Here is a 26,039-nt window from a genome sequence, read left to right on the forward strand (position 1 = left end):
TGTTGCAGGCATCGTCTTATGCTGGAGCCCCTTGTTCCGGCCTCACGAGTGCCTATGCCATTCGCGTTCGAACTCGCCCTTGACCCTATTTCCCTGCTGGCACTGATTATCGTGGCGTTCATCGCCGGCTTCATCGATGCAATCGCCGGTGGCGGCGGGCTGCTGACCATTCCCGCGCTGCTAACCGCAGGGCTACCACCGCATCTGGTACTGGGCACCAACAAGCTCTGCGCCACCTTCGGGTCAGCCACGGCAAGCTACACCTTTTACCGGCGACGCCTGTTCGATCCGCGCCTCTGGCGACGGGCGCTGCTCGGCACGGCGATCGGAGCCACGCTTGGCGCCGCCCTTGCCCATCGATTGCCGGCCAGCTGGTTGAATCAGATGCTACCGCTGGTGGTCTGTGGCTGCGGCTTGTACCTGCTGTTCAGTCGTACGCCATCAGGTACAGCCGCGACTACCCCGCTACTCATCGCCCCGCGTCGCCAATGGCCGCAAGGCTTGGGGCTGGGGTTCTATGACGGCGTTGCGGGGCCAGGCACCGGGGCATTCTGGACGGTCAGCAGCCTGCTGCTTTATCCGCTGGATCTGCTGCGCGCCAGTGGTGTGGCGCGCAGTATGAATTTCGTCAGCAATGCTGCTGCCCTTGGCGTTTTCATCGTTGCCGGACAGGTCGCCTGGGTGCTGGGCATCGGCATGGGGCTTGCCCTGATGAGTGGGGCGTACTTCGGCGCACGCACAGCCATCCATGGCGGCGCAAAGTTCATCCGTCCGGTGTTCATTCTGGTGGTGCTGGCGCTGAGCGTGCGTCTAGCCTGGCAGCACTGGGTCATCGCGGCCTAGGCGCCGCGCGAGGTAGAGCTCGATCAGATAACGGGCAATCGACTGGCGCGCCGGCAGTTCCGGCAGGCGGTGGATGGAAAACCAGCGCGCATCCTCGATTTCTTCGGGCTGCGGAACAATCTCGCCCGCCGCGTATTCGGCGTGGAAACCCAGCATCAACGAATGCGGGAACGGCCAGCCTTGGCTGGTGATGTAGCGTGGCGGGTGGATCGACACACCGACCTCTTCGCGCACCTCACGCTCGACGCATTGCTCGACCGATTCACCCGGCTCGACGTAGCCGGCCAGCGTGCTGTACACCCCGGGGGCAAAACGCGGCGAGCGCGCGAGCAACAATTCGTCACCACGCGTGACCAGCACGATCATGCTGGGCGAAAGACGCGGGTAATGATGGATGCCGCAGTCCGGGCAATACATGGCGCGCTCGCGTGCATGCTGCTGCATACGCGCCCCGCAATGACCGCAGAAGCGATGCTGCGTCGCCCAGGTTCCGATTTGCGCGGCGTAGCCAAGCATGCGAAACAGATCGCGGTCGTCGTTGTGCAGCATGAACTGCCGCAGTCCCTGCCAGCTCGCACCCGGTATGGCGACCGGGCGGTCCAGCTCGAAAAGGAACACCGCATCGCCATCGAAGTAGCCCAATCCCTGCTCGCTCAGCAGCGGCAGCTCCAGGCGCTTGAGCCAATCACGCGGAAACAGAACGCCGTTGCTGTCGAAAAGGAACTGCTGCTGGCAATGCACCACGGCCCAGCCTCCCGGCGTAGCGGGATCGAGCAAGGCAGCGTGCCAGCGCAAGCTCATCAGGCGGCGACCGGCATTCCAAGTGCCCGGACGCTTTCGCTGGCCAGATCGAGCACGCTGGCGCGCGAATCGTCACGGCGCAGTATCGCACCGCCGTCCAGATAATATTCCAGACTGGTCAAAGCGTCGGCGAGCGTCTCGAGCATCTGTTCGGCCGGCATCTGAGTGGATTCGAGCATCTGTTTCTGGATGAAATCCGCGCAGGCGCCGATCAGCTCTGCGGCACGCTCCTGCTCGAGAAAGCGTAGGCCTCCACGCACGGCCTGCAGACTGAAGGGCACATTGGCCAGGTGCAGTTTTTCACCGTTGGATTCCAGATAGGCGGTGATCGCACGTTTCGCCAGTGCCAGACCGGCGGACGCCTCATCGATAACCACGATGTACGCCTCGGTCAGCTGGTGATTCGCAAACGCCTCGGCTTCAAGACCTGGCGCAGCCGGCGGCATCCGCCCCTCCCGGCGCTCCCCCTTCTCCAGGCTGGCGACCATGCTTTCCACATAGAGCACGGCATCGGCCAAGCGAAGCAGCTCCTGCGCCTGCACAGGCCGCTCCTGCGTCCAAGTCGAGACCACGGCAAGCTGCGTATGCAGCGTGTTTGCAGCCGAAGACAAACCGACCATGCCGAGCGTCTTGGCCAGTTTGCCAAGCAGCGTGTGCAGGTTGGCAAAAGCCTCGGCTGGTGCCGTACCGCGTTCAATGAGATCCAGCAAGTCCTTCAGGCTGGCCAGCTCTTCCCGGATGGCAGAGGACAGCGACCGCATAACCCCCTGACCGGGGCCAGCCAGACGCTGGGACTCTTCCTCGAGCATGTGATCGGTGAACGGCAATGCTCCGAGCGCAAACACCTCTCGCACCTGCATCGCTAGCGGCCCGGCGCTGTCGGCCAGCGCAACCAGATACAGCAATTCCTTGAGCAGGCTGCGCGAGGTTTCATAGTCAGGATTGACGAGCAACTGCTTGAGCTCACGATCCAGACGGGAAAACAGCTGCTTGCGCGATTTGCGCGGCAGTAACTGGCCGTCGAGCTGACTCTCAAGCGCCGCACCACCGATCCAGCACAAACGACCGGCCGGCAGGTGGGCATAGAGCTGCTCAAGGCGCCCTAGCGCCCGGGCCATCAATCTCAGGCTGGCAGCCAGGTTGTCCTCGCGGAGGAAACCCAGCAGACCGATCTGGTACATGTGCCGCATGCGTCGCGTCTCGGCATTCAAGTCCGCGACAGGCCGCGCGTGCGACAGGCTCACCGGACGCGCATGATCCAGGCGCGCACTGAAAAAGAAGCTCTCTGGCAGCAGCGGTTGCGAAGCCGCCAGACGCAAGGCATTGATCGCCGGAAGCAAGAGCTCGGGCATCTCCTGCCGGCTCGCATCGACACTTTCGAGATAGCGCCGTAGCACATACAGGCCGTTGCTCATCGCCGCCATCTGACTGTCACGCTCTTCGCTGGCTCCCACCGGGATATCCATCGCGAGCTGCAGCACTTCCTGCGCCAGCAGCTCCGCTCCGGCCAACTCGATGAGGTTGAGCGTGCCACGAACCTGCTTGAGATTTTCCACCGCCTGCTGCAGCAAGCCGCCATTGTTGCGATCGATGATGAAGTGTTCGAGGCTCTGCTCCGCCTCTTCCATCGTGGCGAACAGTTCGTCGCGAACCAGACCGAGCGATGTAGCTCCAGTAACCATGCCTAGTGCGCCTCCCGCGCAGCGTTGTTGTGACGCATCAGTCGGCAAAGTCCGGCTTCTGTTTGGTCATGTGTGCGGTAACTGCAACCCGAAGATCGGCCGCCTGCAGCATTGCGGCGTTCCAAGTGGCAATGTACTCCAGGCCGTCATCGACCCGATGGTCGCGCATGTAGCGGATCATCTCCTTGGTGCCGCGAATCGCCAGAGGCGACTTTTCCGCAATCTGTCGCGCCAGGTCCTGCACGCCGTCCTGCAATGCCTGCTGATCGGCGTAGGTACGGTTGACCAGGCCGATCGCACGCGCTTCTTCACCATTGATGGTGCGACCGGTAAAAGCGAGTTCGCGCATCATACCGTCGCCGATGATGCGCGGGAGCCGTTGCAGGGTACCGACATCGGCCGCCATGCCCATGTCGATCTCCTTGATCGAAAACTGCGCATCGCTGGTGCTGTAGCGCATGTCGCACGCGGAGATCAGGTCAATCGCACCGCCCAGGCAGTAGCCCTGGATCGCCGCGATGACTGGCTTGCGACAGTTGTCCACGGCGTTGAACGAAGCCTGGAGCGAGAGAATCTTGCGCCGCAGTTTTTCGGCGTTGCGCCCGACATCCTTGCCCAGCTCGCCACCCACCTGCGCCAGCAACTGCAGATCGATACCCGAGGAAAAATGTGCACCCGCTCCGCTGAGCACCACCACGCGAACGTCGTCGGTTTCGTCGATCCACTTGAATATATCGATGATCTCGGACCAGAAGGCCGCATTCATCGCATTGATCTTTTCGGGTCGATTGATCACGACATTCGCGACTTTATCAGCCAGCTCGACACGAAAGGCTTGGTATTGGTTCACGCAATGATCCTCGGCAGCCGATGCAGCAAGCGCGGCAGGCGGCATGGAAACTTTTTGTCTGACGGCCCGTTTCTAGCGGCGCAACTATAACAAGCAGCCCGCGGGCCGGTGCATGTCGATGCGGACGATGTGAAACAGACCACGCATGCTCAGCGCCCAATGAACGCTAGCCATAACCTACTGAACAGCTTGTAAAAAAGCCGATCAAGCTTCGCGCACGCAATCCACGGTATACAAGGTGCCCGTCGTTGCCTGCTCCTTCTGCAGACCATGCACATCGGCATCGAAGCCCGGAAAGCGCTCGGCGAAAGCGCGAGCGAAGCGAAGATAATCCACAATCGAACGGGTCTGCGGCGTAAAGCGTTCGCCTGGCATGATCAGTGGGATTCCCGGCGGATACGGCACCAGCATGACCGCGCAGACACGCCCTTCCAGTTCGTCTATGGACACCGCTTCGACCTCCCCGCGTACCAGCTTGTCGTAGGCATCGGCAGGCTTGAGCGCGAGCTCCGGCAGAACCGTGTACATCCGCCGCATCGCCCGCGCGGTGGCGTTCTCGCGATAACAGCGATGCAGTTCGTCGCACAGATCGCGCAACCCCATGCCCTCGTAGACGACGCCCCCGGCACGCGCGATGGAAGGTAGCGCCTCGCAGAGCGGACGATTGGTGTCATAGTGGCGCTTGAACTCCAGCAACTCGGTAAGCAAGGTGCTCCACTTGCCCTTGGTGATCCCCATGGAGAACAGCACCAGCATCGAATACAGGCCGGTTTTCTCCACCACCAGGCCACGCTCCCAGAGGAACTTGCTCACCACCGCTGCAGGGATGCCGCGGTCGCTCAGCATGCCGGCGGCATTGAGGCCCGGAGTCGCCAGCGTCACTTTGATGGGATCGAGCAGCACGTAGTCCTCGGCCATCTCGCCGAAACCGTGCCACTCGGCCTCCGGCTCCAGCAGCCAGTCGGCCGTTGCCGGCGCTTCGGCGCCGTCGACCTCGGGCGGCTGCCAGATGGTGAACCACCAGTCGTCCTTGGCAATGTGCTGGCGCAGGTTGGCCAGTGCACGGCGAAAGCTCAGCGCTTCATCGAAGGTTTCCTGGATCAGCGACCGCCCCGCCGGCCCTTCCATCATGGCCGATGCCACGTCCAGCGATGCAAGGATGCCGTACTGCGGCGAAGTGGAGGTGTGCATCATGAACGCCTCGTTGAAACGGTCACGATCAAGCTGCCGTGTGCGGCTGTCGAGCACGTGAATCATCGAGGCCTGGCTGAATGCGGCTAGCAGCTTGTGCGTCGAGTGGGTGGTGAACACCAGCGGGCCTTGCTCGCGCGTGTCCATCCCGTAGCGGCCGTCATAGAACTCGTGAAACGCGGCATAGGCAAACCAGGCCTCGTCGAAATGCAGCACCTCGACGCTGTCGATTAGCGCGCGCTTGATCAGGTTGGCGTTGTAGCACAGGCCGTCGTAGGTCGAGTTCGTGATGACCGCGAGCTTCACCTTTGGCGCCCGGCCACGAGCCAGCGGGTTGGCATCGATCTTGGCCGCGATCGACTCGCGGCTAAATTCCGACAGCGGGATCGGGCCGATGATGCCCAGCTCATTGCGCGCCGGCGAGAGATACAGCGGAATCGCACCGGTCATGATGATCGCGTGCAGGATCGACTTGTGGCAGTTGCGGTCGACCAGCACCAGGTCGTCGCGCGCAACCATCGAATGCCAGACGATCTTGTTCGCCGTCGAGGTACCGTTAATGACGAAGAAGGTATGGTCAGCCCCGAAATTGCGCGCTGCCCGCGCCTCCGCGGCTGCCAGCGGACCGGTGTGATCCAGCAGCGAACCGAGTTCGGGCACCGAGACCGAGAGGTCGGAGCGCAGCGTGTTCTCGCCGAAGAACTGGTGGAACGCCTGCCCCACCGGACTCTTACGATACGCAACACCGCCGCCGTGTCCGGGCGTATGCCAGGAATAGTTGGAGTCATGAGTGTGCTGCACCAGCGCACGAAAGAACGGCGGCAGCAGGTCTTCGAGATAGCTGCGTGCAGCGCGCGCGACCTGACGGGCAAGAAATGGCACGGTGTCTTCGTACAGGTACAGCAGTCCGCGCAGCTCGTTGAGATCGGCCATCGCCTCGGCTGGCGCATTTTCGATCGTGATCTGCTCACCGAGCGCAAAGATCGGCAGCTTCGGCGCACGACGGCGTGCCACCCGAATAAGCTCCACTACGTCGTGCAACAGCCGCTGGTTCTCGCCAGCGCCCTCGGCCGCCACCAGAATGCAGGCTAGACCGTGGTGAGTTGAAGCGACGATGCGGCCTTCGGCCGAACTGGCAGTTGGCAGGATGGCGAAGCCGTCCTGCTCGAGTTCTGCGGCGATGCCGCGAATGCGTTCGCCGGCAACGGTATCGGCCTTGATGTCGCGATGAACGATGAGAACCGGAAACTTCAGGTCTTTGTACATGAGCGCTTCCCTAGGAGGATCAACCTCAGGGTAGAAGCGCCGCCGCCAAAACGATAGGGAAAACCGGTCAGCCGTCCAGTTGCACCCACAACGGCGCCGCACCGCTGGCCTTCTCGATCGCTGCCAAACGCGCGGCATGCGCGGCCATCTCCTCGTCGCTGGCGCGCAGCACGATGGTGCGCTGGCGATCGGCCGGCAGCCGGCGAATCGGGCTCGGCTGCGCTCGGCCACCGTTGCCGCTGTCGGCACCGTCGCCCGCCAGCGAAAGGTTGGTCTGCCCGCCGGTCATGGTCAGCCAGACGTCGGCGAGAATCTCCGCGTCGAGCAGTGCGCCGTGCAGATCGCGGCCCGAGTTGTCCACGCCATAACGCTTGCACAACGCATCCAGGCTGTTGCGCTGGCCCGGATGGCGCTCGCGGGCCATCAGCAGGGTATCCAGCACCGAGCAGTGGTCGGTGATCTCGGCGCGCTCTTGCTGACCGAGCAGGGCGAATTCGTTGTTGATGAACCCGATATCGAACGCCGCGTTATGGATAACCAGCTGCGCGTCCCGGATGAACTCGAAGAACTCATCGGCAACATCACGGAAACGCGGCTTGTCGGCGAGAAACTCGTTGGTGATTCCGTGGACGGCGATCGCGCCCTCGTCCACCTCACGGTCCGGCTGCAGGTAGACATGGTAATGCCGTCCGGTCAGGCGCCGGCCGATCACTTCGACGCAGCCGATCTCGATGATCCGGTGACCATCGGTCACCGGCATACCCGTGGTTTCGGTATCCAGCACTACGCTACGCATGTCTTCGCTCGCTTACACAATCGGTTGACGTTTGGCCTGCACCACGCCGCGGTTGGCCAGCAGATCGGCCTGTTCGTTGCCCGGATGGCCGGTATGCCCGCGCACCCACTTCCAGCTGACCTGATGACGATTGACCTGCTTGTCGAGCTGTTGCCAAAGATCCGCGTTCTTTACCGGCTGCTTGCTGGCCGTCTTCCAGCCGCGTTTCTTCCAGTTCGGCAGCCAATCGTTGATGCCCTGCATCACGTACTGGGAATCTGTCACCAGACGCACCTGGCAGGGACGCTTGAGCTCGGCAAGCGCACGAATCGCCGCCATCAGCTCCATGCGGTTGTTGGTGGTCTGCGCTTCGCCGCCCCAGAGTTCGCGCTTGACACCTTTATATATCAGTAGCGCACCCCAACCACCGGGGCCCGGATTACCTTTGCAGGCGCCATCCGTATAGATTTCGACCAGCTCGTCGCTCATGAGAAAGTGCTTACCCTGTCAATCGGAATGGCGTGGCACAAGGACGCCGACGCTCGATTACTCGGCATCCCGGCGGCTGACCTTGGCCACCGGCAGTGGCAACAGCTTGCCCATGCGCTCGCGTCGCTGTTCACGCAACGGGCGCAGGCCGATCATCAGCTTACGTGCCACCAGAACGTAAAATCCGCCATTTGGCGCCTGCAGACGCTGCCCAAGCGACTCCAGGCGCAGCAGACGCGATTGCCACTCGCTCGAAGAAAGCGGCGGACAATAGCACCCGAAACGCCGATTCTCCAGCGCAAATCCGAGCAGGTTGAGCCAGTCCGCGACCCGTGTCGGACGGATGCAGCGCGCCTGCCGCAACGGTTCGCGCGACACCAGACGACGGGCACCCCACAGGCTCCAGGGATTGATACCGACGATCAGCAGATGCCCGCCCGGTCGTACGCTTCGCGCCGCCTCCCGTAGCAAGGCGTGGGGTGACAAGCTGAAATCCAGACCATGTTGCAGCAGTACCACGTCGGCCGCGTGCTCGCCGATCGGCCAGGCCTGCTCATCGCAGGCAATTTCCACACCGGCAAGCGCCGCCCCGAGCCTGACGCTGCGTTTGATCTTCGGCGGCACGACCGAGGCGCCGGAAAACGGGCCGTAATGCACGAGATAGCTGCCGAAGCAGCGATTCAATTCATCGCCGAGTACGCGCTGCTCCTGTTCGAGCAGCTGACGCCCCAGCGGGCCGGCAAACCAGTCGTTGGCCTCTGCGATCATGCGCAGCCACCGATCGTTTGTCTGGGCACAAGGTTGCGGCTTCATCGTTGGGCTCCTTTGCTCGGTCCTGCCTTCGATGTCACTTTCGCTAGGTTTACGCTCGCCGATGTCCTGTTAGGATGCGCTTTTGTCACTGTCTTGGCGACCCGACCATGCTGAAGATCGAGGCACTGCCCGCGTTCACCGACAACTATATCTGGCTGCTGCAGGATGACACGCAACGCCGCTGCGCCGCGGTCGATCCCGGCGACGCTGCGCCGGTACTGGCATGGCTGGCGGCCAATCCGGACTGGCAACTGACCGACATCCTCGTCACCCATCACCATCATGACCACGTCGGCGGTATTGCCTCGCTGAAGGCGGGCACCAGCGCTCGCGTTCATGGCCCCGCCAACGAACGCATTCCCGGCTGCGATCACGCACTGCAAGATGGCCAGCGAGTCCGAATTCTCGGCCATGTGCTGCTTGTATTGGCGGTTCCGGGCCATACCCTGGGCCATATCGCCTACTACCATCACGATGACGAACAGCCGTGGCTACTGAGTGGTGACACGCTGTTCGCCGCTGGCTGCGGGCGCCTGTTCGAGGGCACGCCACAGCAGATGCACGATTCGTTGCAGCGCCTGGCGGCCTTGCCGGAGCGCACGCTCGTCTACTGCACCCACGAGTACACGCTAAGCAACCTGCGTTTCGCCCTGGCGGTGGAACCGAACAACTGCGAGATCAGCAAACGCTTGCAGGATGTTACCGAGTGCCGCGCGGCAAACCACAGCAGCCTGCCCACGCGAATCGACCTCGAGCTGGCCACCAACCCCTTCCTACGCTGCGGGATAGACGCTGTACGCATGGCCGCGCAGGCACATAGCGAGACCGAACTGAATGCGTCAGCAGAGGTTTTCGCGGCGCTACGCGCCTGGAAAGATCGTTTCTGAACAACCTCGACAGGTTCCCGAAACGCGGCAGCGCGCTTGACCCACCGGAACCCGGTTTCTAGAATCCGGCGAATTTTATTTCCCGGAAAACCTCCAGCCAATGCCGCCAGCGCCCAAAAGACGCTGCGTTCCAGACGCCTTGGCAGCCTCTGGACGCGCCCTCGCCGCCGCCCTCTGCGTGACCCTTGCGGGCTGCCAGAGCAACGCGCCGCAGGATTACTCATCCACTCGTTCGGTGGCGCCGCTCACCATCGAGCAGGATCCCCTGTGGCTGTCGGACAAGTCCGTGGCGCCGGAGCACGAGGACATCTGGGAACGCATTCGCGATGGTTTCATGCTGCAGGAACACCTGGACAGCAATCCGCGCATCGAACAGCAGCGCCTTCTGTTTGCCAGTCGTCCCGGTTCCGTTCAAACGGCCACCGCCCGCGGTGGGCCGTACATTCACTACATCGTCGAACGGCTGGAAGAGCGTGACATGCCGCTGGAGCTGGCGCTGCTACCAGTGATCGAAAGCGCTTACGACCCCTTCGCCTACTCCCCGGCCCACGCGGTAGGCCTGTGGCAGTTCATCCCCTCTACCGGCCGCCATTTCAACCTGCGCCAGACCAATTGGTACGACGGCCGACGCGACATCACTGCCTCGACCAACGCAGCCCTGCGCTACCTGAGCTATCTGCACGGGCTGTTCAACGGTGACTGGCTCCTGGCCCTCGCGGCCTACAACGCAGGCGAAGGAACCGTCAGCCGTGCCATCGAACGCAACCAGAAGCTCGGGCTGCCGACCGACTACTGGAACCTGCCGCTGCCGCGCGAAACGCGTGACTACGTCCCCAAGCTGCTTGCGCTCTCGCAACTGGTCAACGCGCCGGAAGCCTATGGCATCACGCTCAGCCCAATCGCGAACGAGCCCTACTTCGAAGTAGTACCGTTGAAACAGCGTATGGACTTAGCGCAAATCGCGCAGATGGCGGATCTCGATGAAGACGAGCTTTATCAGCTGAATCCGGCATTCACTCGGCGCATCACTCTCGATGGCCCGCAGCAGCTGCTGGTACCGCTGGACAAGGCCGAAATGCTGACTGCCAGCCTGGCGCTGATGAAGCCGCAAGACATGGCCAGCTGGCAGCAGTACAGCGTACGCCCGGGCGACACCCTCAACAGCATTGCCGAGCGTCATCAAATCAGTGTCACCACGCTTCGCGACCTCAATCGTCTGCGCAGCAACCGGCTACGCATCGGTCAAGTCCTCAGCATTCCCTCGCGCCTAGGCAGCGAACCGACAGGCGAGTTGCTCCAGGCAGTCGCGCGCCGCACGCCTAGCACACCGCGTAGCTATCGCGTCAAAGCCGGCGACAACCTATGGGATATAGCCAAGGCCCAGCGGGTGTCGGTACGCGATCTGCAGCGCTGGAACAAGCTCTCCGGCAGCAGCCTGAAGGTAGGCCAGGCGCTCTTTCTGCAGGGCCCGGCGCCCGCCAGCGCCACCAAGGCAGCGGCACCGACTTACTACAAGGTGCGCAAGGGCGATTCGCTTTACCAGATCGCCAAACGTTTCAACATCCACGTCAGCAAGCTGAAAACCTGGAATCCCAAGGGGACACAAGTGCTGCGCCCTGGACAGCTGCTCACGCTCTACCTGCCGAACTGATTGCCGGTCAGCTACGCCGCGATAGCGCCGCGAGACAACGTCCGACCAACTGAGTGAAGCGCTGGAACGCCACGAACTGCTCATGCTTGAGCGCGCGCCCCGATATCCGGCAATCGGCGTACAGCACACCGATCTCATGGGTTCCCGCCATGAGCGGCGCAATGAAGAACATGCCTTTTCCCAGCCACTGCCGGATCGGTTGCGTCACCAGGTCCTCAAGGTTGTAACTGGCCGGCACACCCATCCAGAGGGATTGCCGCTGACGCAGAGCGTAACTGAAGATGTGCGGCTGCTCGGGCTGTTCGGCAGGAAGCACAAACTCTTCCGCCCACTTCTGAGTACCCACACCGATCGCACCACGCACACGGAAACACGTCTGCCGATCGGCCAGCACAGCGACCATCACCCGCTCCAGCCCGGCACCATGATGAAGTCCGTCGAGCAGCGTTTGCAGAATCAGGCCAACATCGCCACCACGCGTCGCCATCAGCCCCAGATCCTGCAAGGCCTGCTGCATCTTCAGCAGATTCGGTTGCAGCAGACTGGCCTGATGCTGCGACTGCTGCAGCTGAATCTGCTCCGGATCGGTGCTGGGAATCAGTCGACACAGCCTGTCGGCGCCGAACGTCGAGGCGACCTCCACAGCCTCGTCGGCGCTGGCCAGGATCAGTCGTAGCGCGTCCTCTTCGGTCACGCCGGTAAAGGCAGCGTACTCACTGATAAGCCCGCTCATACGTGGCGATCCCCAGCCCTCCAGCGCCGCCTCGCTGATCCTCACGCCGAGCAACACCGAACGTACCCCGGCATCGCTGCTGCTGGCTGCGCTGTGCGCGAGCGAGATCAGCTCGCCGAGGTTCCAGCTCTTGGTCAGCCCCAGCGTCAGTTGACGGAAACTTGTACCCAGCACCTGCTGTACGGCCTCCTCGGCCTTCACCCCGGGCTGCGCAAGCATTGCCGCCAGTTCGTCAGCCTGCTCGCCGCCGCAGCCCCAGAAAGCCAGCTCGCCGACGTTGAACAGCAGCGCCGCGATGAACACTTCTTCCTCGTGGCGCGGAATCACATAGCCAGAAACATTGCGCGCCTGTACCGCTGCATGAAACGAGCGAGCCAGCAACTCCTGCAGCTGGTGCCGCGGCGCCCGGTCGAGCAAGCCGTCAATCAGGCTCACCGACAGGCTGATCAGGCGGACGTTGTCGAAGCCGATCATGACGATCGCCCGAGTGATCGTCTTGATGACCTCCTGCGAAGGGTTGTAATAGCTGCTGTTGCCCACCCGCAGCACCTTCGAGGTGAGCGCCGCGTCGCGCAACAGGACATCGGCCAATTGCTGCACCGAAGCATGCTGCTCTTGGGTCAGCCGCTGCAGGTCCTGGACCACACCGGCCAGCGCCGGCAATTCGGATTGATTCAGACGTTCGATCCACGCCTGTAACCCCTGACTACGTGCACCCAACGCAGGCCGCCTTGCCGCTTCAGCGGCATATTGAAATAGCTGGCAGTTTGCCCGACTCCATCTGCCTTTTTCCAGCGCAGACAAGCTGTTACTGTACCCGGCCGAGAAGCCCGAAAGCGCCATGGATCGGATTCCCAGCCTGATGCGATGCCTGTTCCCGTTACTCACCTGCCTGGTCTTGAGCTTTCCCGCCCTCGCAACCATCAGCGAAAGCCACGGTTATGCGCAGTTCGGCGTCCTCAAGTACCCTGCAACATTCACCCATTTCGACTGGGTGAATCCCGAAGCGCCCAAGGGCGGTCTCCTCAAGCTGATGGCCTTCGGTACGTTCGACACGCTCAACCCCTATACCTTCAAGGGCACCAGCCCGAGTGCCACTCCGGATTTCCTCGAATATGGCATCAGCGAGCTGAATGAGCCGCTGATGGTTGGCACCGGGTTCTATGACCCGTCCGGAGACGAGCCGGCCTCGAGCTACGGCCTGATCGCCGAATCGATCGAGTACAGCGAAAACCCAAGCTGGGTCGTGTTCAACCTGCGCAAGCAGGCGCGCTTTCACGATGGCCAGCCGATCACCGCCTATGACGTCGCCTTCTCCTATCGGCTGCTGATCCGCGACGGCCATCCGCGCTATCGGACCAACTTGGAGGGCGTCAAGCGAATCGACATCCTGTCGCGCCACCGCATCCGCTTCGTCTTCGAGCAGCCAAATACGCTGCTCATCCAGCGCATCGGCGAGCTGCCGGTACTGCCGCAGCACTACTGGAAGGGTCGCGATTTCAAGGCAACGACCTTCGATCCGCCGCTCGGCAGCGGACCTTATCGGCTGGTCGAAGTGCTACCTGGGCGCAAGCTGGTCTTCGAGCGGGTAAAGGACTGGTGGGGCAAGGACCTGCCGGTCAATCGCGGCAAGTACAACTTCAACCGCGTCGATGTGGAGTTCTACCGCGACAACACGGTGGCGTTCGAAGCGTTCAAGGTCGGCGAGTTCGATTTCTTCATCGAACATCAGGCCAAGAACTGGGCCAACGGGTACCAGTTCCCGGCACTGGCGCGCGGCGAGATCATCCGGGCCGAAATACCTCACCGGATTCCCAGCAACACCCAGGCGCTGTTTATGAATAACCGGCGCCCGGCGTTCGCCGACCAGCGCGTGCGTGAAGCATTGGGCATGCTGTTCGATTTTGAATGGACCAACCGGGCATTGTTCTACTCCGCCTACCAGCGCAGCGAAAGCTACTACCCCAACAGCGAATTCGCCGCGGTCGGCATACCGGAAGGCAGCGAGTGGCTGCAGCTCTCACCATTTCGCGAACAGTTGCCAGCCAGGCTCTTCAGCGAACCATTCCAGCTGCCACGCACGGACGGGCATGGCATCCCGCGCGACACGCTGCGTCAAGCGTTGGCGTTGCTCGCCGAGGCCGGCTGGAAACTCTCCGGCGACTATTTGCTCGATCGTAGCGGGCGACCGCTGAGTTTCGAGATTCTGCTGGTCAACCCGCGCCTGGAGCGGATTCTGCAGTCCTATGTGGCGAATCTCGCGCGCATCGGCATCCAGGCACGTCTGCGCACCGTCGACAGCGCCCAGTACAAGCAGCGTCTGGACCAATACGATTACGACATGATCCTCACGACCCTGGCGCAGAGTCTCAGCCCCGGCATCGAGCAATGGTTGTACTTTCATTCCAGCCAGGTCGACGTGAAAGGCGGGCGCAACTATGCCGGTATCGCCAATCCGGTGGTCGACGCCCTGCTGGAGAAACTCCTTGCTGCCAGCACACGTGACGAGCAGGTGGCGATCAGTCGTGCCATCGATCGCGTCCTGCTGTGGCATCACTACACCATTCCCAACTGGTTCATCAGCAATCATCGCCTGGCCTACCGCAATCGGTTCGCCCACGCCACCACGCCGCCCTACACACTGGGGCTGCGCACCTGGTGGCTGAAGGACCTGGAGACAGCCAAATGATCACTCGTATCCGCCCCCTGCTTCGCAGCGGACTGTTCGGCCTGCTTTGCGTCGCCGCCCTTTGCGACGCCGCGCCACGTCATGCGCTGACGCTCTATGACGAAAAGCCGAAATATCCGGCCGACTTCAGCCACTTCGAGTACGCCAATCCCGATGCGCCCAAGGGCGGCACGCTGCGTCAGGCCGGATTCGGCAGCTTCGACTCGCTCAATCCCTTCATCAACAAGGGTGTCGCTGCCGACGACATCGGTCTGATCTACGACACGCTCACCACCAATAGCCTGGACGAGCCGTTCACCGTCTATGGTCTGCTTGCCGAGAAGATCGAAAAGGGCCCGAACAACAGCTGGGTGCGCTTCCATCTGCGCCCGCAGGCGCGTTTCCACGATGGCCAGCCGGTGACCGCCGAGGACGTGGTATTCACCTTCGAAACCCTGATGAGCCAGGGCGCGCCGCATTATCGCGGCTATTACGCCGATGTGGCGAAGGTAACAGCCGAAAGCCAGCGTCGCGTGCGTTTCGATTTCAAGCATGCCGGCAACCGCGAGCTGCCGATGATCCTTGGCCAGCTGCCGGTGCTGCCCAAGCATTGGTGGGAAAGTCGCGACTTCTCCTCCGGCAGTCTGGAACCGCCGCTGGGTAGCGGACCGTATCGCGTCGAGGAAGTCCAGGCAGGTCGTACCATCCGCTACGCCCGAGTGAAGGACTACTGGGGCAAGGATCTAGCGGTCAATCGCGGCTTCTACAACTTCGACCGCCTGGTCTTCGACTACTACCGCGACAACACCGTGGCCCTGCAGGCATTCAAAGCCGGGCACTTCGACTATTGGCTAGAGACCAGTGCAAAGAACTGGGCCACCGCCTACGACATTGCCGCAGTGCATGACGGCCGGATCATCAAGGAGGAAATTGCCAATCACAACCCGACCGGCATGCAGGGCTTCATCTTCAATATCCGTCGCCCGCTGCTGCAGGACCGCCGGGTTCGTGAGGCGCTGGCATTGCTGTTTGATTTCGAGTGGACCAATCGTCAACTGTTCAATGGCGCCTATACGCGCACCCGTAGCTATTTCGACAATTCCGAACTGGCCTCCAGCGGCCTGCCGGACAAGCAGGAACTGCAACTGCTCGAGCCCCTGCGCGGCAAGATCCCGGACGAAGTGTTCGACCAACCCTTCGACCTGCCGAAGACCGACGCCAACGGCATCATTCGCGAACAGCAACGCCGCGCCTACCGCCTGCTCACCGAGGCTGGCTGGCAGGTGCGGGATGATCGGATGGTCGATGCCGACGGCAAGCCGATGAAGCTGGAATTCCTGCTGGTGCAAGCTGAATTCGAGCGTGTCCTGCTACCGTACAAGCGCAACCTGGCCGATCTGGGGATAGAGCTCGAGATCCGCCGCGTGGATGTTTCGCAGTACATCAATCGGCTGCGCTCGCGCGATTACGACATGATCGTCAGCGGCTTCGGCCAGTCCAACTCGCCCGGCAACGAGCAGCGTGAATACTGGCATTCGGCGAGCGCCGACAACCCCGGCAGCCGCAACTTCATCGGCTTAAAGGACCCGGCCATCGACAGCCTGGTGGAGCAGCTGATCGCCGCCGACTCGCGCCAGGAACTGGTGACCCGCACGCGCGCTCTGGATCGTGTCCTCCTCTGGGGGCACTACGTGGTTCCCAACTGGCATATCAAGACCTGGCGTGTCGCCTACTGGAATCATCTCGCGCATCCTGAGACCACGCCGCGGCAGGATATCGGTCTGATGACCTGGTGGAAGAAACCGGAAGCCTCCGCTCCGGTTGCCAAGCCCGTTGACGAACGCAGCGGAAAATCGGCCGGCGAGACGGAGCACTGAAATGCTGGCCTATATCGTTCGTCGTCTTTTGCTGATCATCCCGACGTTGTTCGGCATCCTGCTGATCAACTTCATCATCATCCAGGCTGCCCCCGGCGGGCCGGTCGAACAGGCAATCGCCAAGCTGGAGGGCTTTGAAGGCGCCACCAGCCGGATCGCCGGTGGCGGCTCGGAGGTTTCCGTAGCGGGCACCAGCTACCGCGGCGCGCAAGGCCTGGATCCCGAACTGGTGGCCGAGATCGAGCGTCTCTACGGCTTCGACAAACCGCCTGCCGAGCGCTTCTGGATCATGCTCAGCAATTATCTGCGGCTCGACTTCGGCGAGAGCTTCTTTCGCGATGCGTCGGTCACTGAGCTGATCGTCGAGAAGATGCCTGTATCGATCTCGCTCGGGCTGTGGAGCACGCTGATCATGTATCTGGCGTCGATTCCTCTTGGTATCGCCAAGGCCACGCGCCACGGCAGCACCTTCGACGTCTGGACCAGCTCGGCGATCATCGTCGGCTACGCGATTCCGGCATTCCTCTTTGCGATCCTGCTGATCGTGCTGTTCGCCGGCGGCAGCTACTGGAACTGGTTTCCGCTCCGGGGACTGACGTCCGGCAACTTCGACGAGCTCAGTCTGGGCGGCAAGATTATCGACTACTTCTGGCATCTGGCTCTGCCGGTGACGGCGCTGGTAATCGGCAACTTTGCCACGCTGACGCTGCTGACCAAGAACAGTTTCCTCGACGAAATCAACAAGCAGTACGTGATCACCGCCCGCGCCAAAGGCCTGAGCAAGAACCGCGTGCTTTACGGCCATGTGTTCCGCAATGCCATGCTGATCATCATCGCCGGCTTCCCGTCGGCGTTCATCGGCATGTTCTTTACCGGCTCACTGCTGATCGAGGTGATCTTCTCTCTGGACGGCCTCGGCCTACTGAGCTTCGAGGCGGCGATCAATCGCGACTACCCGGTGGTGTTCGGCACCCTCTTCCTCTTCACTCTGCTCGGCCTGGTGGTGAAACTGATCGGCGACCTGACCTACACCCTGGTCGATCCGCGCATTGACTTCGAAAGCAGGGAGGCCTGATATGCAGTTGTCTCCTCTCAATCAGCGCCGGCTGGCGCTGTTCAAGGCGCACAAGCGTGGCTGGTGGTCGCTGTGGATCTTCCTCGCGCTGTTCGTGCTCAGCCTGGGTGCGGAGCTGATCGCCAACGACAAGCCGATTGTCGTGCGTTATGACGGCGAATGGTTCTTCCCGGTGTTCAAGCGTTACCCGGAAACGACCTTTGGCGGCGAATTCCCCTTGCAGGCCAACTACAAGAGCCCGTACATCCGCGAGCTCATCGAGGCCGGCGATGGCTGGATGATCTGGCCGCCGATTCCATTCGATTATTCGAGCATCAACTACGATCTGCAGGTTCCAGCACCTGCGCCGCCCTCGCTGCACAACTGGCTGGGCACCGACGATCAGGGCCGAGACGTACTGGCGCGGGTGATCTACGGCTTCCGCATCTCGGTGCTGTTCGCCTTGACGCTGACACTGATCAGCTCGGTCATCGGCGTGATCGCCGGTGCGCTACAGGGTTTCTATGGCGGCTGGGTGGACTTGGTCGGCCAGCGTGTGCTGGAAATCTGGTCGGGCCTGCCGGTTCTTTATTTGCTGATCATCCTCGCGAGTTTCGTGCAGCCGAATTTCTGGTGGTTGCTGGGCATCATGCTGTTGTTCTCCTGGATGAGTCTGGTGGACGTGGTGCGCGCCGAGTTTCTGCGTGGACGCAATCTGGAGTACGTCCGCGCGGCGCGCGCGCTGGGCATGCAGAACGGTGCGATCATGTTCCGCCACATCCTGCCCAACGCCATGGTTTCGACCATGACCTTCATGCCGTTCATCCTCACCGGCGCCATCGGCACTCTGACGGCTCTGGATTTTCTCGGTTTCGGCCTGCCGCCCGGCGCGCCGTCGCTCGGCGAACTGGTCGCCCAGGGTAAATCCAACCTGCAGGCGCCATGGCTAGGTATCAGCGCCTTCGTGGTGCTGGCGCTGATGCTGACGCTGCTGGTGTTCATCGGCGAAGCCGCCCGCGATGCCTTCGATCCGAGGAAATAGGATGACCGAGAATCTGATTGAAGTACGCGAGCTCGCCGTCGAGTTCACCCACGGCAGCCAGGCCCAGCGTGTGGTCGAGGGCGTCAGCTTCGATATCCGCCGGGGCGAGACACTCGCGCTGGTCGGTGAAAGCGGCTCGGGCAAATCGGTCACCGCGCATTCGATTCTGCGCCTGCTGCCCTACCCGCTGGCGCGCCACCCCGCTGGGCAGATTCTCTATGGCGGCGAAGACCTGCTGCAGGCCGACGAGAAGCGTATGCGCGGCATTCGCGGCAATCGCATCGCAATGGTGTTTCAGGAGCCGATGACCTCGCTCAACCCCCTGCACACGGTCGGCACGCAGATCAACGAGGTACTGGAAATCCATAAGGGTCTGCGCGGCAAGGCCGCTACCGCTCGAACCTTGGAGCTGCTCGAGCTGGTAGGCATTCCTGATCCGCGCAAGCGCATCCGTGCCTATCCGCACGAACTTTCCGGCGGGCAGCGGCAGCGCGTGATGATTGCGATGGCGCTGGCCAACGAGCCGGAGCTGCTGATCGCTGACGAGCCGACCACCGCGCTGGACGTCACTGTTCAGCTGAAGATCCTGGAACTGCTGCGCGACCTGCAGAACCGCCTGGGCATGGCCATGCTGCTGATCAGCCACGATCTGAACCTCGTGCGGCGCGTGGCGCATCGCGTATGTGTCATGCAGCGCGGTTGTGTCGTCGAACAGGCATCGTGTGAAGAGCTGTTTCGCTCACCGCAGCACCCCTATACCCGCGAGCTGCTGGCGGCGGAGCCCAGCGGCGGCCCGCTGGCGGTCGAGGCGGCAGAGCCACTGCTGGAAGTCGACGACCTGCGTGTCTGGTTTCCGATAAAAAAGGGCTTACTGCGACGCACCGTGGATCATGTGAAAGCCGTGGATGGCGTCAGTTTCAGCCTGCCGAAAGGACAGACACTGGGCATCGTCGGAGAAAGCGGTTCCGGTAAGTCGACGCTGGGTCTGGCGATCCTCCGTCTGATAGGCAGTCGCGGAGCCGTTCGTTTCCAGCAACGCGATCTGCAGTTGCTTTCGCAGCGTGAAATTCGCCCGCTGCGAAGGCAGATGCAGGTGGTGTTCCAGGATCCGTTCGGCAGTCTGAGTCCACGGATGTCCGTAGGCCAGATCGTCGGCGAAGGATTGCGCATCCACCACATGGGCAGTGCGGCCGAGCAGGAACAGGTGATCATCGATGCGCTGCGGGAAGTAGGCCTGGATCCGGAAACCCGGCATCGCTACCCGCACGAGTTTTCCGGCGGGCAACGGCAACGTATTGCCATTGCCCGGGCTCTGGTATTGAAACCGGCGCTGATATTGCTCGACGAGCCCACCTCGGCGCTCGATCGAACGGTACAGCGCCAGGTAGTTGAGCTCCTGCGCTCGTTGCAGGCCAAGCACAACCTGACCTACCTGTTCATCAGCCATGATCTGGCGGTGGTCAGGGCACTGAGCCACCAGATGATGGTGGTCAAGCAGGGCCAGGTGGTGGAACAAGGTGCGGCCGCCGATATTTTTGCCGCGCCGCAACATCCATATACACAGCAGTTGCTGGAATCCGCCTTCATGGCGCCCGGCGCTGCCGAACAACCAGAAGAGGGACAAGCACATGGGTTTTCTCACCGGTAAGCGCGTACTGATCGTCGGCGTTGCCAGCAAACTGTCGATTGCCTCTGGCATCGCCGCCGCCATGCACCGTGAAGGCGCTGAACTGGCGTTCACTTATCAGAACGACAAGCTCAAGGGTCGCGTCGAGGAGTTCGCCGCCGGCTGGGGCTCCAGCGCCGAGATGTGCTTCCCTTGCGACGTCGCCAACGACGCGGATATTGCCAAGGTGTTCGAGGAGCTGGGCAAGAAGTGGGATGGCCTGGACTGCATCGTCCACTCGGTCGGCTTCGCCCCAGGCGATCAGCTCAATGGCGATTTTACCGAAGTAACCACCCGTGAAGGCTTCAAGATTGCCCACGACATCAGCGCCTACAGTTTCGTGGCACTGGCCAAGGCCGGTCGCGAAATGATGAAGGGCCGTAACGGCAGCCTGCTGACCCTCTCCTACCTGGGTGCCGAGCGCACCATGCCCAACTACAACGTGATGGGCATGGCCAAGGCCTCGCTGGAAGCCGGCGTGCGCTACCTGGCCGGCAGCCTCGGCCCGGAAGGCACCCGCGTGAACTGCATCTCCGCAGGCCCGATCCGCACCCTGGCCGCTTCCGGCATCGCCAGCTTCCGCAAGATGCTCGCTGCCAACGAGAAGCAGACCCCGCTGCGTCGCAATGTGACCATCGAGGAAGTCGGCAACGCCGGCGCCTTCCTCTGCTCGGATCTGGCCTCGGGTATCAGCGGCGAGATTCTCTATGTCGACGGCGGTTTCAACACCACCGCAATGGGCGCTCTGGAAGACTGATCGCTTCGCGAGATAAAAAACCCGCGTTTAACGCGGGTTTTTTTGTATCTGCGGATCGGGGATCAGTAGCGTTCGATCTCCGCTTGTTCCTGCAGCTTCTGGCGATAGGCGGCAAAGTCCTGCTGGCCAACCCGCGACGCCAGGAAGCGCCGATAGTTATCGCGCTCCACCTCGGAAAGCGCCTGCTCCGGCTCATTCACACCATTGAGTCGCAGCACCACAAAGTCACCATTGGCCAATGACATTCCGGCATAGGTCGGCTGATCTTTGGCGGTAGGTTTGGGCATACGAAACACGGCCTGCAACACGGCCGGCTGCACGCCTTCCTGATTACGGGTGGCTGCCTCGACGACCTGCCACTGCCGCTCAACAACCTGACCGTCGCGCAGCTTCGTCAGTAACTCATCGCCCTCACGACGGGCTTTCTCGGCAGCTTTGCTACGTTGCAGCTGCTGCACGATCGTGTCGCGCACCTGATCCAGCTCAAGTGCTTTTGCTTCGAGGTGCTGCTTGACCCGCACGACGACCGTGGTGTTCGGGTCCAGCTCGATCACCGAGCTATTCGCACCATCGACCAGTACTTCGTCGCTGAATGCAGCCTGAATCACCTGCCTGTTGGCAGCAATACCTTCTCCACCTTCACGCGGAAACGCCGGCGTGGTTTGTACAGTGAGGCCTAGTTCCTGCGCTGGCTGCGCCAAGTCAGAAGCTTCGAATGCCGAATCTTCCAGCTGTTTGCTCGCCTCGACGAATCGCTGCTCGACCTGCTGCGCCTTGAGCTCGCGCACCAGCTCCGGCTTCATGCTGTCGAAACTCGGAATTTCCGGCGATTGAACGCCGAGCAGCTTGATCAGGTGCCAACCGAACTCGGTTTGCACGGGCTCGGACATCTGGCCCTCCTGCAGCGCATACAGAGCCTCTTCGAAAGCCGGGTCATACACGTCGCGACCGGCAAAACCGAGATCGCCGCCCTCGCTGGCCGATCCCGGATCTTGTGAAAACTCCTTGGCCAGCGCAGCGAAGTCCTCTCCGGCCTGCAGGCGCTTGGAAATGTCCTCAAGCGTGCTCTTGGCCTTGGGATCGTTACCTTCGATCAAGATGTGCGCGGCCCGGCGTTGCTCTGACAGGTTAGCAATCTGCTTCTGGTAGAGCTCCTGCAGCGCCTCGTCAGATACCTCTACCTGATCGAAAAACGCTTCTTTATTCAGCTCGACATACTCGAGAACAACCTGCTCGGGCGAACGAAAACGCTCAGCGTTCACCTTGTAGAATTTGCGAACTTCATCGTCGGTGGGCGTGACTGCGCTTGAGTCCGCAGATACGACTAGGCTGGAGAAATCGCGCGTTTGCATTTCCAAGCGGGCGAAATTGTCGACCTGCTGCTCGGTCACGAACCCCGTACCGGAAATGCCGGCACGTAGTTGACCGATCAGCATCTCCTGTTTGAGCAGATCGCGGAACTGCAGGCGCGAATAGCCCATCTGCTGGATCACCTGATCGAAGCGTGCAGCATTGAAGACGCCGTCAACCTGAAACTCTGGCGTCTGCAGAATCAGCTGATCCAGCGCCTGGGTCGAAAAGTCGAAGCCGTTTTGCTGCGCGCCCTGAAGCAGCAACGTGCGCTCGATCAACGAGCTCAGGGCTGCATCACGAAGCAGCTTATCGTCCAGCAGCGAGGCATCAAAATCGCCGCCAAGCTGCTGAGCCAGCTGACGACGCTGCATGTTCACTGCCTGATCCAGATCGTAGCGAGAAATCTTCTCGCCATTGACCTCGGCCGCACTGTTGTCATTGCCTACGGTATTGAATATCGCGTCGAAGCCAGTCAGTGCCAAAAGCACGACGATGACTCCGATGATGGTTTTGGCAATCCAGCCTTGTGAATTGTCCCTGATGTTCTGAAGCATGCGTCCCCCAAGGAGTCTGCGGCGCGATGGGTTGCGCAGCACGCGGGTCGAACTGGATAAAAGAAAGGCGCATCCAGGGATGCGCCTTCTCGGAGTTTTGCGGCAGCTGGGAATCGATCCCCAGCGCTTGACCCACAGATTGTAACTGTCGGCAACCGCCTCGCCAGCGTGACATTTGTCAGCCGCCAGCCGGATAGAAAAGACGCTTAGTTGACGGCGTCCTTCAGAGCCTTGCCGGCCTTGAAGCCCGGGATCTTTGCGGCAGCGATGTTGATCGGCTTACCAGTCTGCGGGTTACGGCCAGTGCGTGCAGCGCGCTCCTTGACAGCAAAGGTTCCGAAACCAACCAGTACGACGGAATCACCAGCCTTCAGGGCACCGGTGACAGATTCGATCACTGCATCCAGCGCGCGGCCAGCAACAGCTTTAGGAATATCAGCAGATGCAGCGATAGCATCGATCAGTTCCGACTTGTTCACTCTAAGTCCCCTTATTTCTGTTGAGTCGTATCTTTAATTTTCGGGTGTAAGCAAAGCGGTGCTGGAACGGCACTGACATAAAGGGCCGTTTTATAACAAGGGCCCTGAAAATATGTCAAGAAAGCCTCCCCGGCTAATGCGTGCTGATTCGCTCCTTGGAATCAGACTCGCGCGTATCGTCCTTTGCAACAATCTCGGGAGCCGCATCAGGCAAGGGCTCCGGCGCGTATTGCAGCGCAATTTGCAGGACCTCGTCAATCCACTTGACCGGTTTAATCTGTAGGTCCTGCTTAATATTTTCAGGAATCTCTTTCAGATCACGCTGATTTTCTTCCGGGATGATTACCGTCTTGATCCCGCCGCGATGAGCAGCAAGTAGCTTTTCCTTTAAGCCACCGATGGCGAGCACTTGTCCACGGAGGGTGATTTCACCGGTCATTGCGACATCCGCACGCACCGGGATCTGCGTCAGCGCCGAAACCAAAGCCGTGCACATACCAATACCTGCGCTGGGACCGTCCTTCGGAGTTGCGCCTTCGGGAACGTGAATGTGAATGTCCTGCTTCTCGTGGAAATCCGGAGCAATACCCATCGCCCGCGCACGGCTGCGTACCACGGTCAAAGCCGCCGTGATCGATTCACCCATCACCTCGCCGAGCGAGCCGGTCTTGGTGAGCCGGCCCTTGCCCGGCACAACCGCCGCTTCGATAGTCAGCAGCTCGCCACCGACCTGGGTCCAGGCCAACCCCGTGACCTGGCCGACCTGATCCTGCAGCTCTGCCAGTCCGTAGCGAAACTTACGAACCCCTAGAAAATGCTCAAGCGAATCAGCCGTCACGTCGACATGGAAACTCTTTTGCGTTGCATGCTCCTTGACCACCTTACGGCACACCTTGGCCAGCTGTCGCTCTAGGCTACGCACGCCCGCTTCCCGGGTGTAGTAGCGGATGATGTCGCGAATCGCTGATTCATCAATGCTGAGCTCACCCTTCTTCAACCCGTTCGCCTGGATCTGCTTAGGCGCCAGGTAGCGGGTAGCGATGTTGATCTTCTCGTCTTCGGTGTAACCCGGCAGACGGATCACCTCCATACGGTCGAGCAGCGGCGCAGGGATGTTCATTGAGTTGGCCGTACAGATGAACATCACATCCGAAAGATCGTAATCCACCTCAAGATAATGATCGTTGAAATTGTGGTTCTGCTCGGGATCGAGAACCTCCAGCAATGCCGAGGCCGGATCGCCACGCATATCGCTGGCCATCTTGTCGATTTCATCGAGCAGGAACAGCGGGTTACGTACACCAACCTTGGTCATTTTCTGGATCAGGCGCCCCGGCATCGAGCCAATATAGGTGCGTCGATGCCCACGAATCTCCGCCTCGTCACGAACGCCGCCGAGGGCCATGCGAACGAACTTGCGGTTGGTTGAGCGTGCAATGGACTCCGCCAGCGAGGTCTTGCCGACGCCCGGCGGCCCAACGAGACACAGGACCGGCCCCTTGAGCTTCTTGACCCGTTTTTGCACGGCGAGATACTCAAGAATACGATCCTTGACCTCATCCAAACCGTAATGGTCGGCATCCAGAACCTCTTCAGCCTTAGCCAGATCCAAGCGCACCTTGCTGGCCGCCTTCCAAGGCACATTTACCAGCCAGTCGATATAGGTGCGCACAACCGTGGCTTCGGCCGACATCGGTGACATCTGCTTGAGCTTGTTCAATTCCGCCTGGGCCTTGGCGTAGGCATCTTTGCTCAGACCAGCGTTCTCGATGCGCTTTTTCAGATCATCGATCTCGTTATGCCCTTCATCGATGTCGCCGAGCTCTTTCTGAATAGCTTTCATCTGCTCGTTCAGATAGTACTCGCGCTGGCTGCGCTCCATCTGCTTCTTCACGCGACCACGAATACGTTTTTCCACCTGCAAAAGGTCGATTTCGGCATCCAGCAGCGCAAGCACGTGCTCGACGCGAGCCGCAAGGTCCGTGATCTCCAGAATTGCCTGTTTCTGCTCGATCTTCAGCGCCATATGAGCCGCCATGGTATCCACCAGGCGCGCCGGATCATCGATGCCGGCCAGAGATGTCAGCACCTCTGCCGGCACCTTCTTGCCCATCTGCACGTACTGCTCGAACTGACTAAGCAGACTGCGGATAAAAACCTCCGCCTCACGAGCATCCGCCTCGCTCTCGTCGATCAGCCGAACCTCGACGCGGCAATGCTCATCCACGTCAAAGAAACGTTCGATGACGCCACGCTGCTCACCTTCCACCAGAACCTTCACCGTTCCATCGGGTAGCTTCAGGAGCTGCAGCACGGTCGCGATCGTACCGACCCGGTACAGCGCTTCTTCGGCTGGATCATCGTCGGCAGGGTTTTTCTGTGCGACGAGCAGAATCTGCTTATCACCAGCCATAGCCGATTCGAGCGCTTCAATAGATTTTTCACGGCCAACGAAGAGCGGGATCACCATGTGCGGGTAAACCACGACGTCGCGCAGCGGCAAAAGGGGCAATTCGGTGGTTGTCTTCATAAATTCTGCTCTACGACGGCCATACGGCGAAAACGGGCGGGTTGCCTAGCAACAAGATGGGGGCATACCGGAGGAAAA

At 61.1% G+C, this 26,039-nt stretch carries 20 protein-coding genes; 9 read left to right on the plus strand and 11 right to left on the minus strand.

The features are described from left to right. The first annotated feature begins 54 nt into the window (after positions 1 to 54). Entirely contained in the window at positions 55 to 843 is a 789-nt protein-coding gene (locus tag HU825_RS15430) for a TSUP family transporter (protein WP_156714642.1), read from the plus strand. Here the strand turns inward: HU825_RS15430 and nudC are convergent. The 7 genes from nudC to HU825_RS15465 form a co-directional block, all read right to left on the minus strand. Next, positions 811 to 1,644, minus strand: coding sequence for an NAD(+) diphosphatase (nudC, locus tag HU825_RS15435; RefSeq protein WP_156714643.1), 834 nt, complete (start codon positions 1,642 to 1,644; stop codon positions 811 to 813). The genes HU825_RS15430 and nudC overlap by 33 nt on opposite strands. After that, positions 1,644 to 3,326, minus strand: coding sequence for a FimL-related protein (locus HU825_RS15440; protein ID WP_234303411.1), 1,683 nt, complete (start codon positions 3,324 to 3,326; stop codon positions 1,644 to 1,646). The genes nudC and HU825_RS15440 overlap by 1 nt, the downstream gene beginning before the upstream one ends. Positions 3,327 to 3,363: 37 nt before the next feature. After that, entirely contained in the window at positions 3,364 to 4,176 is an 813-nt protein-coding gene (locus HU825_RS15445) for a crotonase/enoyl-CoA hydratase family protein (protein ID WP_054093066.1), read from the minus strand. Positions 4,177 to 4,380: 204 nt separating this feature from the next. Next, positions 4,381 to 6,633 (minus strand): Orn/Lys/Arg family decarboxylase, encoded by a 2,253-nt coding sequence (locus HU825_RS15450; protein ID WP_234302401.1) that lies wholly within the window; start codon positions 6,631 to 6,633, stop codon positions 4,381 to 4,383. A 67-nt stretch (positions 6,634 to 6,700) separates the two neighbouring features. Continuing rightward, a complete protein-coding gene (gene dnaQ, locus HU825_RS15455; protein WP_077683401.1) occupies positions 6,701 to 7,429 on the minus strand; it encodes a DNA polymerase III subunit epsilon in 729 nt (242 codons plus the stop codon). A 12-nt stretch (positions 7,430 to 7,441) separates the two neighbouring features. Next, complete coding sequence (gene rnhA, locus HU825_RS15460; protein ID WP_234302402.1) at positions 7,442 to 7,897, minus strand: ribonuclease HI; 456 nt, start codon at positions 7,895 to 7,897, stop codon at positions 7,442 to 7,444. Between the two features lie 57 nt (positions 7,898 to 7,954). Beyond that, positions 7,955 to 8,710 carry a class I SAM-dependent methyltransferase gene (locus HU825_RS15465; RefSeq protein ID WP_234302403.1) on the minus strand — a complete coding sequence of 252 codons (756 nt, stop codon included), beginning with the start codon at positions 8,708 to 8,710 and terminating at the stop codon, positions 7,955 to 7,957. A gap of 107 nt (positions 8,711 to 8,817) precedes the next feature. Between HU825_RS15465 and gloB the strand changes: the two genes are divergently transcribed. Both gloB and HU825_RS15475 read left to right on the plus strand, forming a co-directional pair. Further along, positions 8,818 to 9,597, plus strand: a complete 780-nt coding sequence (gene gloB, locus HU825_RS15470) for a hydroxyacylglutathione hydrolase (RefSeq protein WP_234302404.1) — start codon at positions 8,818 to 8,820, stop codon at positions 9,595 to 9,597. 100 nt (positions 9,598 to 9,697) lie between these two features. After that, positions 9,698 to 11,248, plus strand: a complete 1,551-nt coding sequence (locus HU825_RS15475; protein WP_197424523.1) for a lytic transglycosylase — start codon at positions 9,698 to 9,700, stop codon at positions 11,246 to 11,248. 7 nt (positions 11,249 to 11,255) lie between these two features. Here the strand turns inward: HU825_RS15475 and HU825_RS15480 are convergent, their stop codons facing one another. Next, positions 11,256 to 12,701 (minus strand): HDOD domain-containing protein, encoded by a 1,446-nt coding sequence (locus HU825_RS15480; RefSeq protein ID WP_156716651.1) that lies wholly within the window; start codon positions 12,699 to 12,701, stop codon positions 11,256 to 11,258. A gap of 142 nt (positions 12,702 to 12,843) precedes the next feature. On the opposite strand from HU825_RS15480, the gene HU825_RS15485 reads away from it, so the two are divergent. The 6 genes from HU825_RS15485 to fabI are packed head-to-tail and all read left to right on the plus strand — an operon-like array spanning position 12,844 to position 21,045. After that, positions 12,844 to 14,670: an extracellular solute-binding protein gene (locus tag HU825_RS15485; RefSeq protein WP_234303412.1), complete on the plus strand. Its 1,827-nt coding sequence runs from the start codon at positions 12,844 to 12,846 to the stop codon at positions 14,668 to 14,670. Continuing rightward, positions 14,667 to 16,526, plus strand: a complete 1,860-nt coding sequence (locus tag HU825_RS15490) for an extracellular solute-binding protein (protein WP_156714653.1) — start codon at positions 14,667 to 14,669, stop codon at positions 16,524 to 16,526. The genes HU825_RS15485 and HU825_RS15490 overlap by 4 nt, the downstream gene beginning before the upstream one ends. Position 16,527: 1 nt before the next feature. After that, positions 16,528 to 17,601, plus strand: a complete 1,074-nt coding sequence (locus HU825_RS15495; RefSeq protein ID WP_043295649.1) for a microcin C ABC transporter permease YejB — start codon at positions 16,528 to 16,530, stop codon at positions 17,599 to 17,601. Position 17,602: 1 nt separating this feature from the next. Then, complete coding sequence (locus HU825_RS15500; protein ID WP_043295650.1) at positions 17,603 to 18,622, plus strand: ABC transporter permease; 1,020 nt, start codon at positions 17,603 to 17,605, stop codon at positions 18,620 to 18,622. 1 nt (position 18,623) lies between these two features. Then, positions 18,624 to 20,270: an ABC transporter ATP-binding protein gene (locus tag HU825_RS15505; RefSeq protein WP_156716652.1), complete on the plus strand. Its 1,647-nt coding sequence runs from the start codon at positions 18,624 to 18,626 to the stop codon at positions 20,268 to 20,270. Next, positions 20,251 to 21,045 carry an enoyl-ACP reductase FabI gene (gene fabI, locus HU825_RS15510; protein WP_043295652.1) on the plus strand — a complete coding sequence of 265 codons (795 nt, stop codon included), beginning with the start codon at positions 20,251 to 20,253 and terminating at the stop codon, positions 21,043 to 21,045. Before HU825_RS15505 ends, fabI begins: the two co-directional genes overlap by 20 nt. A gap of 62 nt (positions 21,046 to 21,107) precedes the next feature. On the opposite strand, the gene HU825_RS15515 is transcribed toward fabI, so the two are convergent. The 3 genes from HU825_RS15515 to lon form a co-directional block, all read right to left on the minus strand. Further along, complete coding sequence (locus HU825_RS15515; RefSeq protein ID WP_234302405.1) at positions 21,108 to 22,952, minus strand: SurA N-terminal domain-containing protein; 1,845 nt, start codon at positions 22,950 to 22,952, stop codon at positions 21,108 to 21,110. Between the two features lie 206 nt (positions 22,953 to 23,158). Further along, on the minus strand, positions 23,159 to 23,431 hold the full coding sequence (gene hupB / locus HU825_RS15520) for a nucleoid-associated protein HU-beta (RefSeq protein WP_003282502.1): 273 nt from the start codon (positions 23,429 to 23,431) through the stop codon (positions 23,159 to 23,161). Between the two features lie 133 nt (positions 23,432 to 23,564). Further along, complete coding sequence (gene lon / locus HU825_RS15525; protein WP_043295655.1) at positions 23,565 to 25,961, minus strand: endopeptidase La; 2,397 nt, start codon at positions 25,959 to 25,961, stop codon at positions 23,565 to 23,567. Between the last annotated feature and the right edge of the window lie 78 nt (positions 25,962 to 26,039).

Origin of the sequence: Pseudomonas phenolilytica, from assembly GCF_021432765.1 — a bacterium.
Taxonomy (GTDB): Bacteria; Pseudomonadota; Gammaproteobacteria; order Pseudomonadales; family Pseudomonadaceae; genus Stutzerimonas; species Stutzerimonas phenolilytica.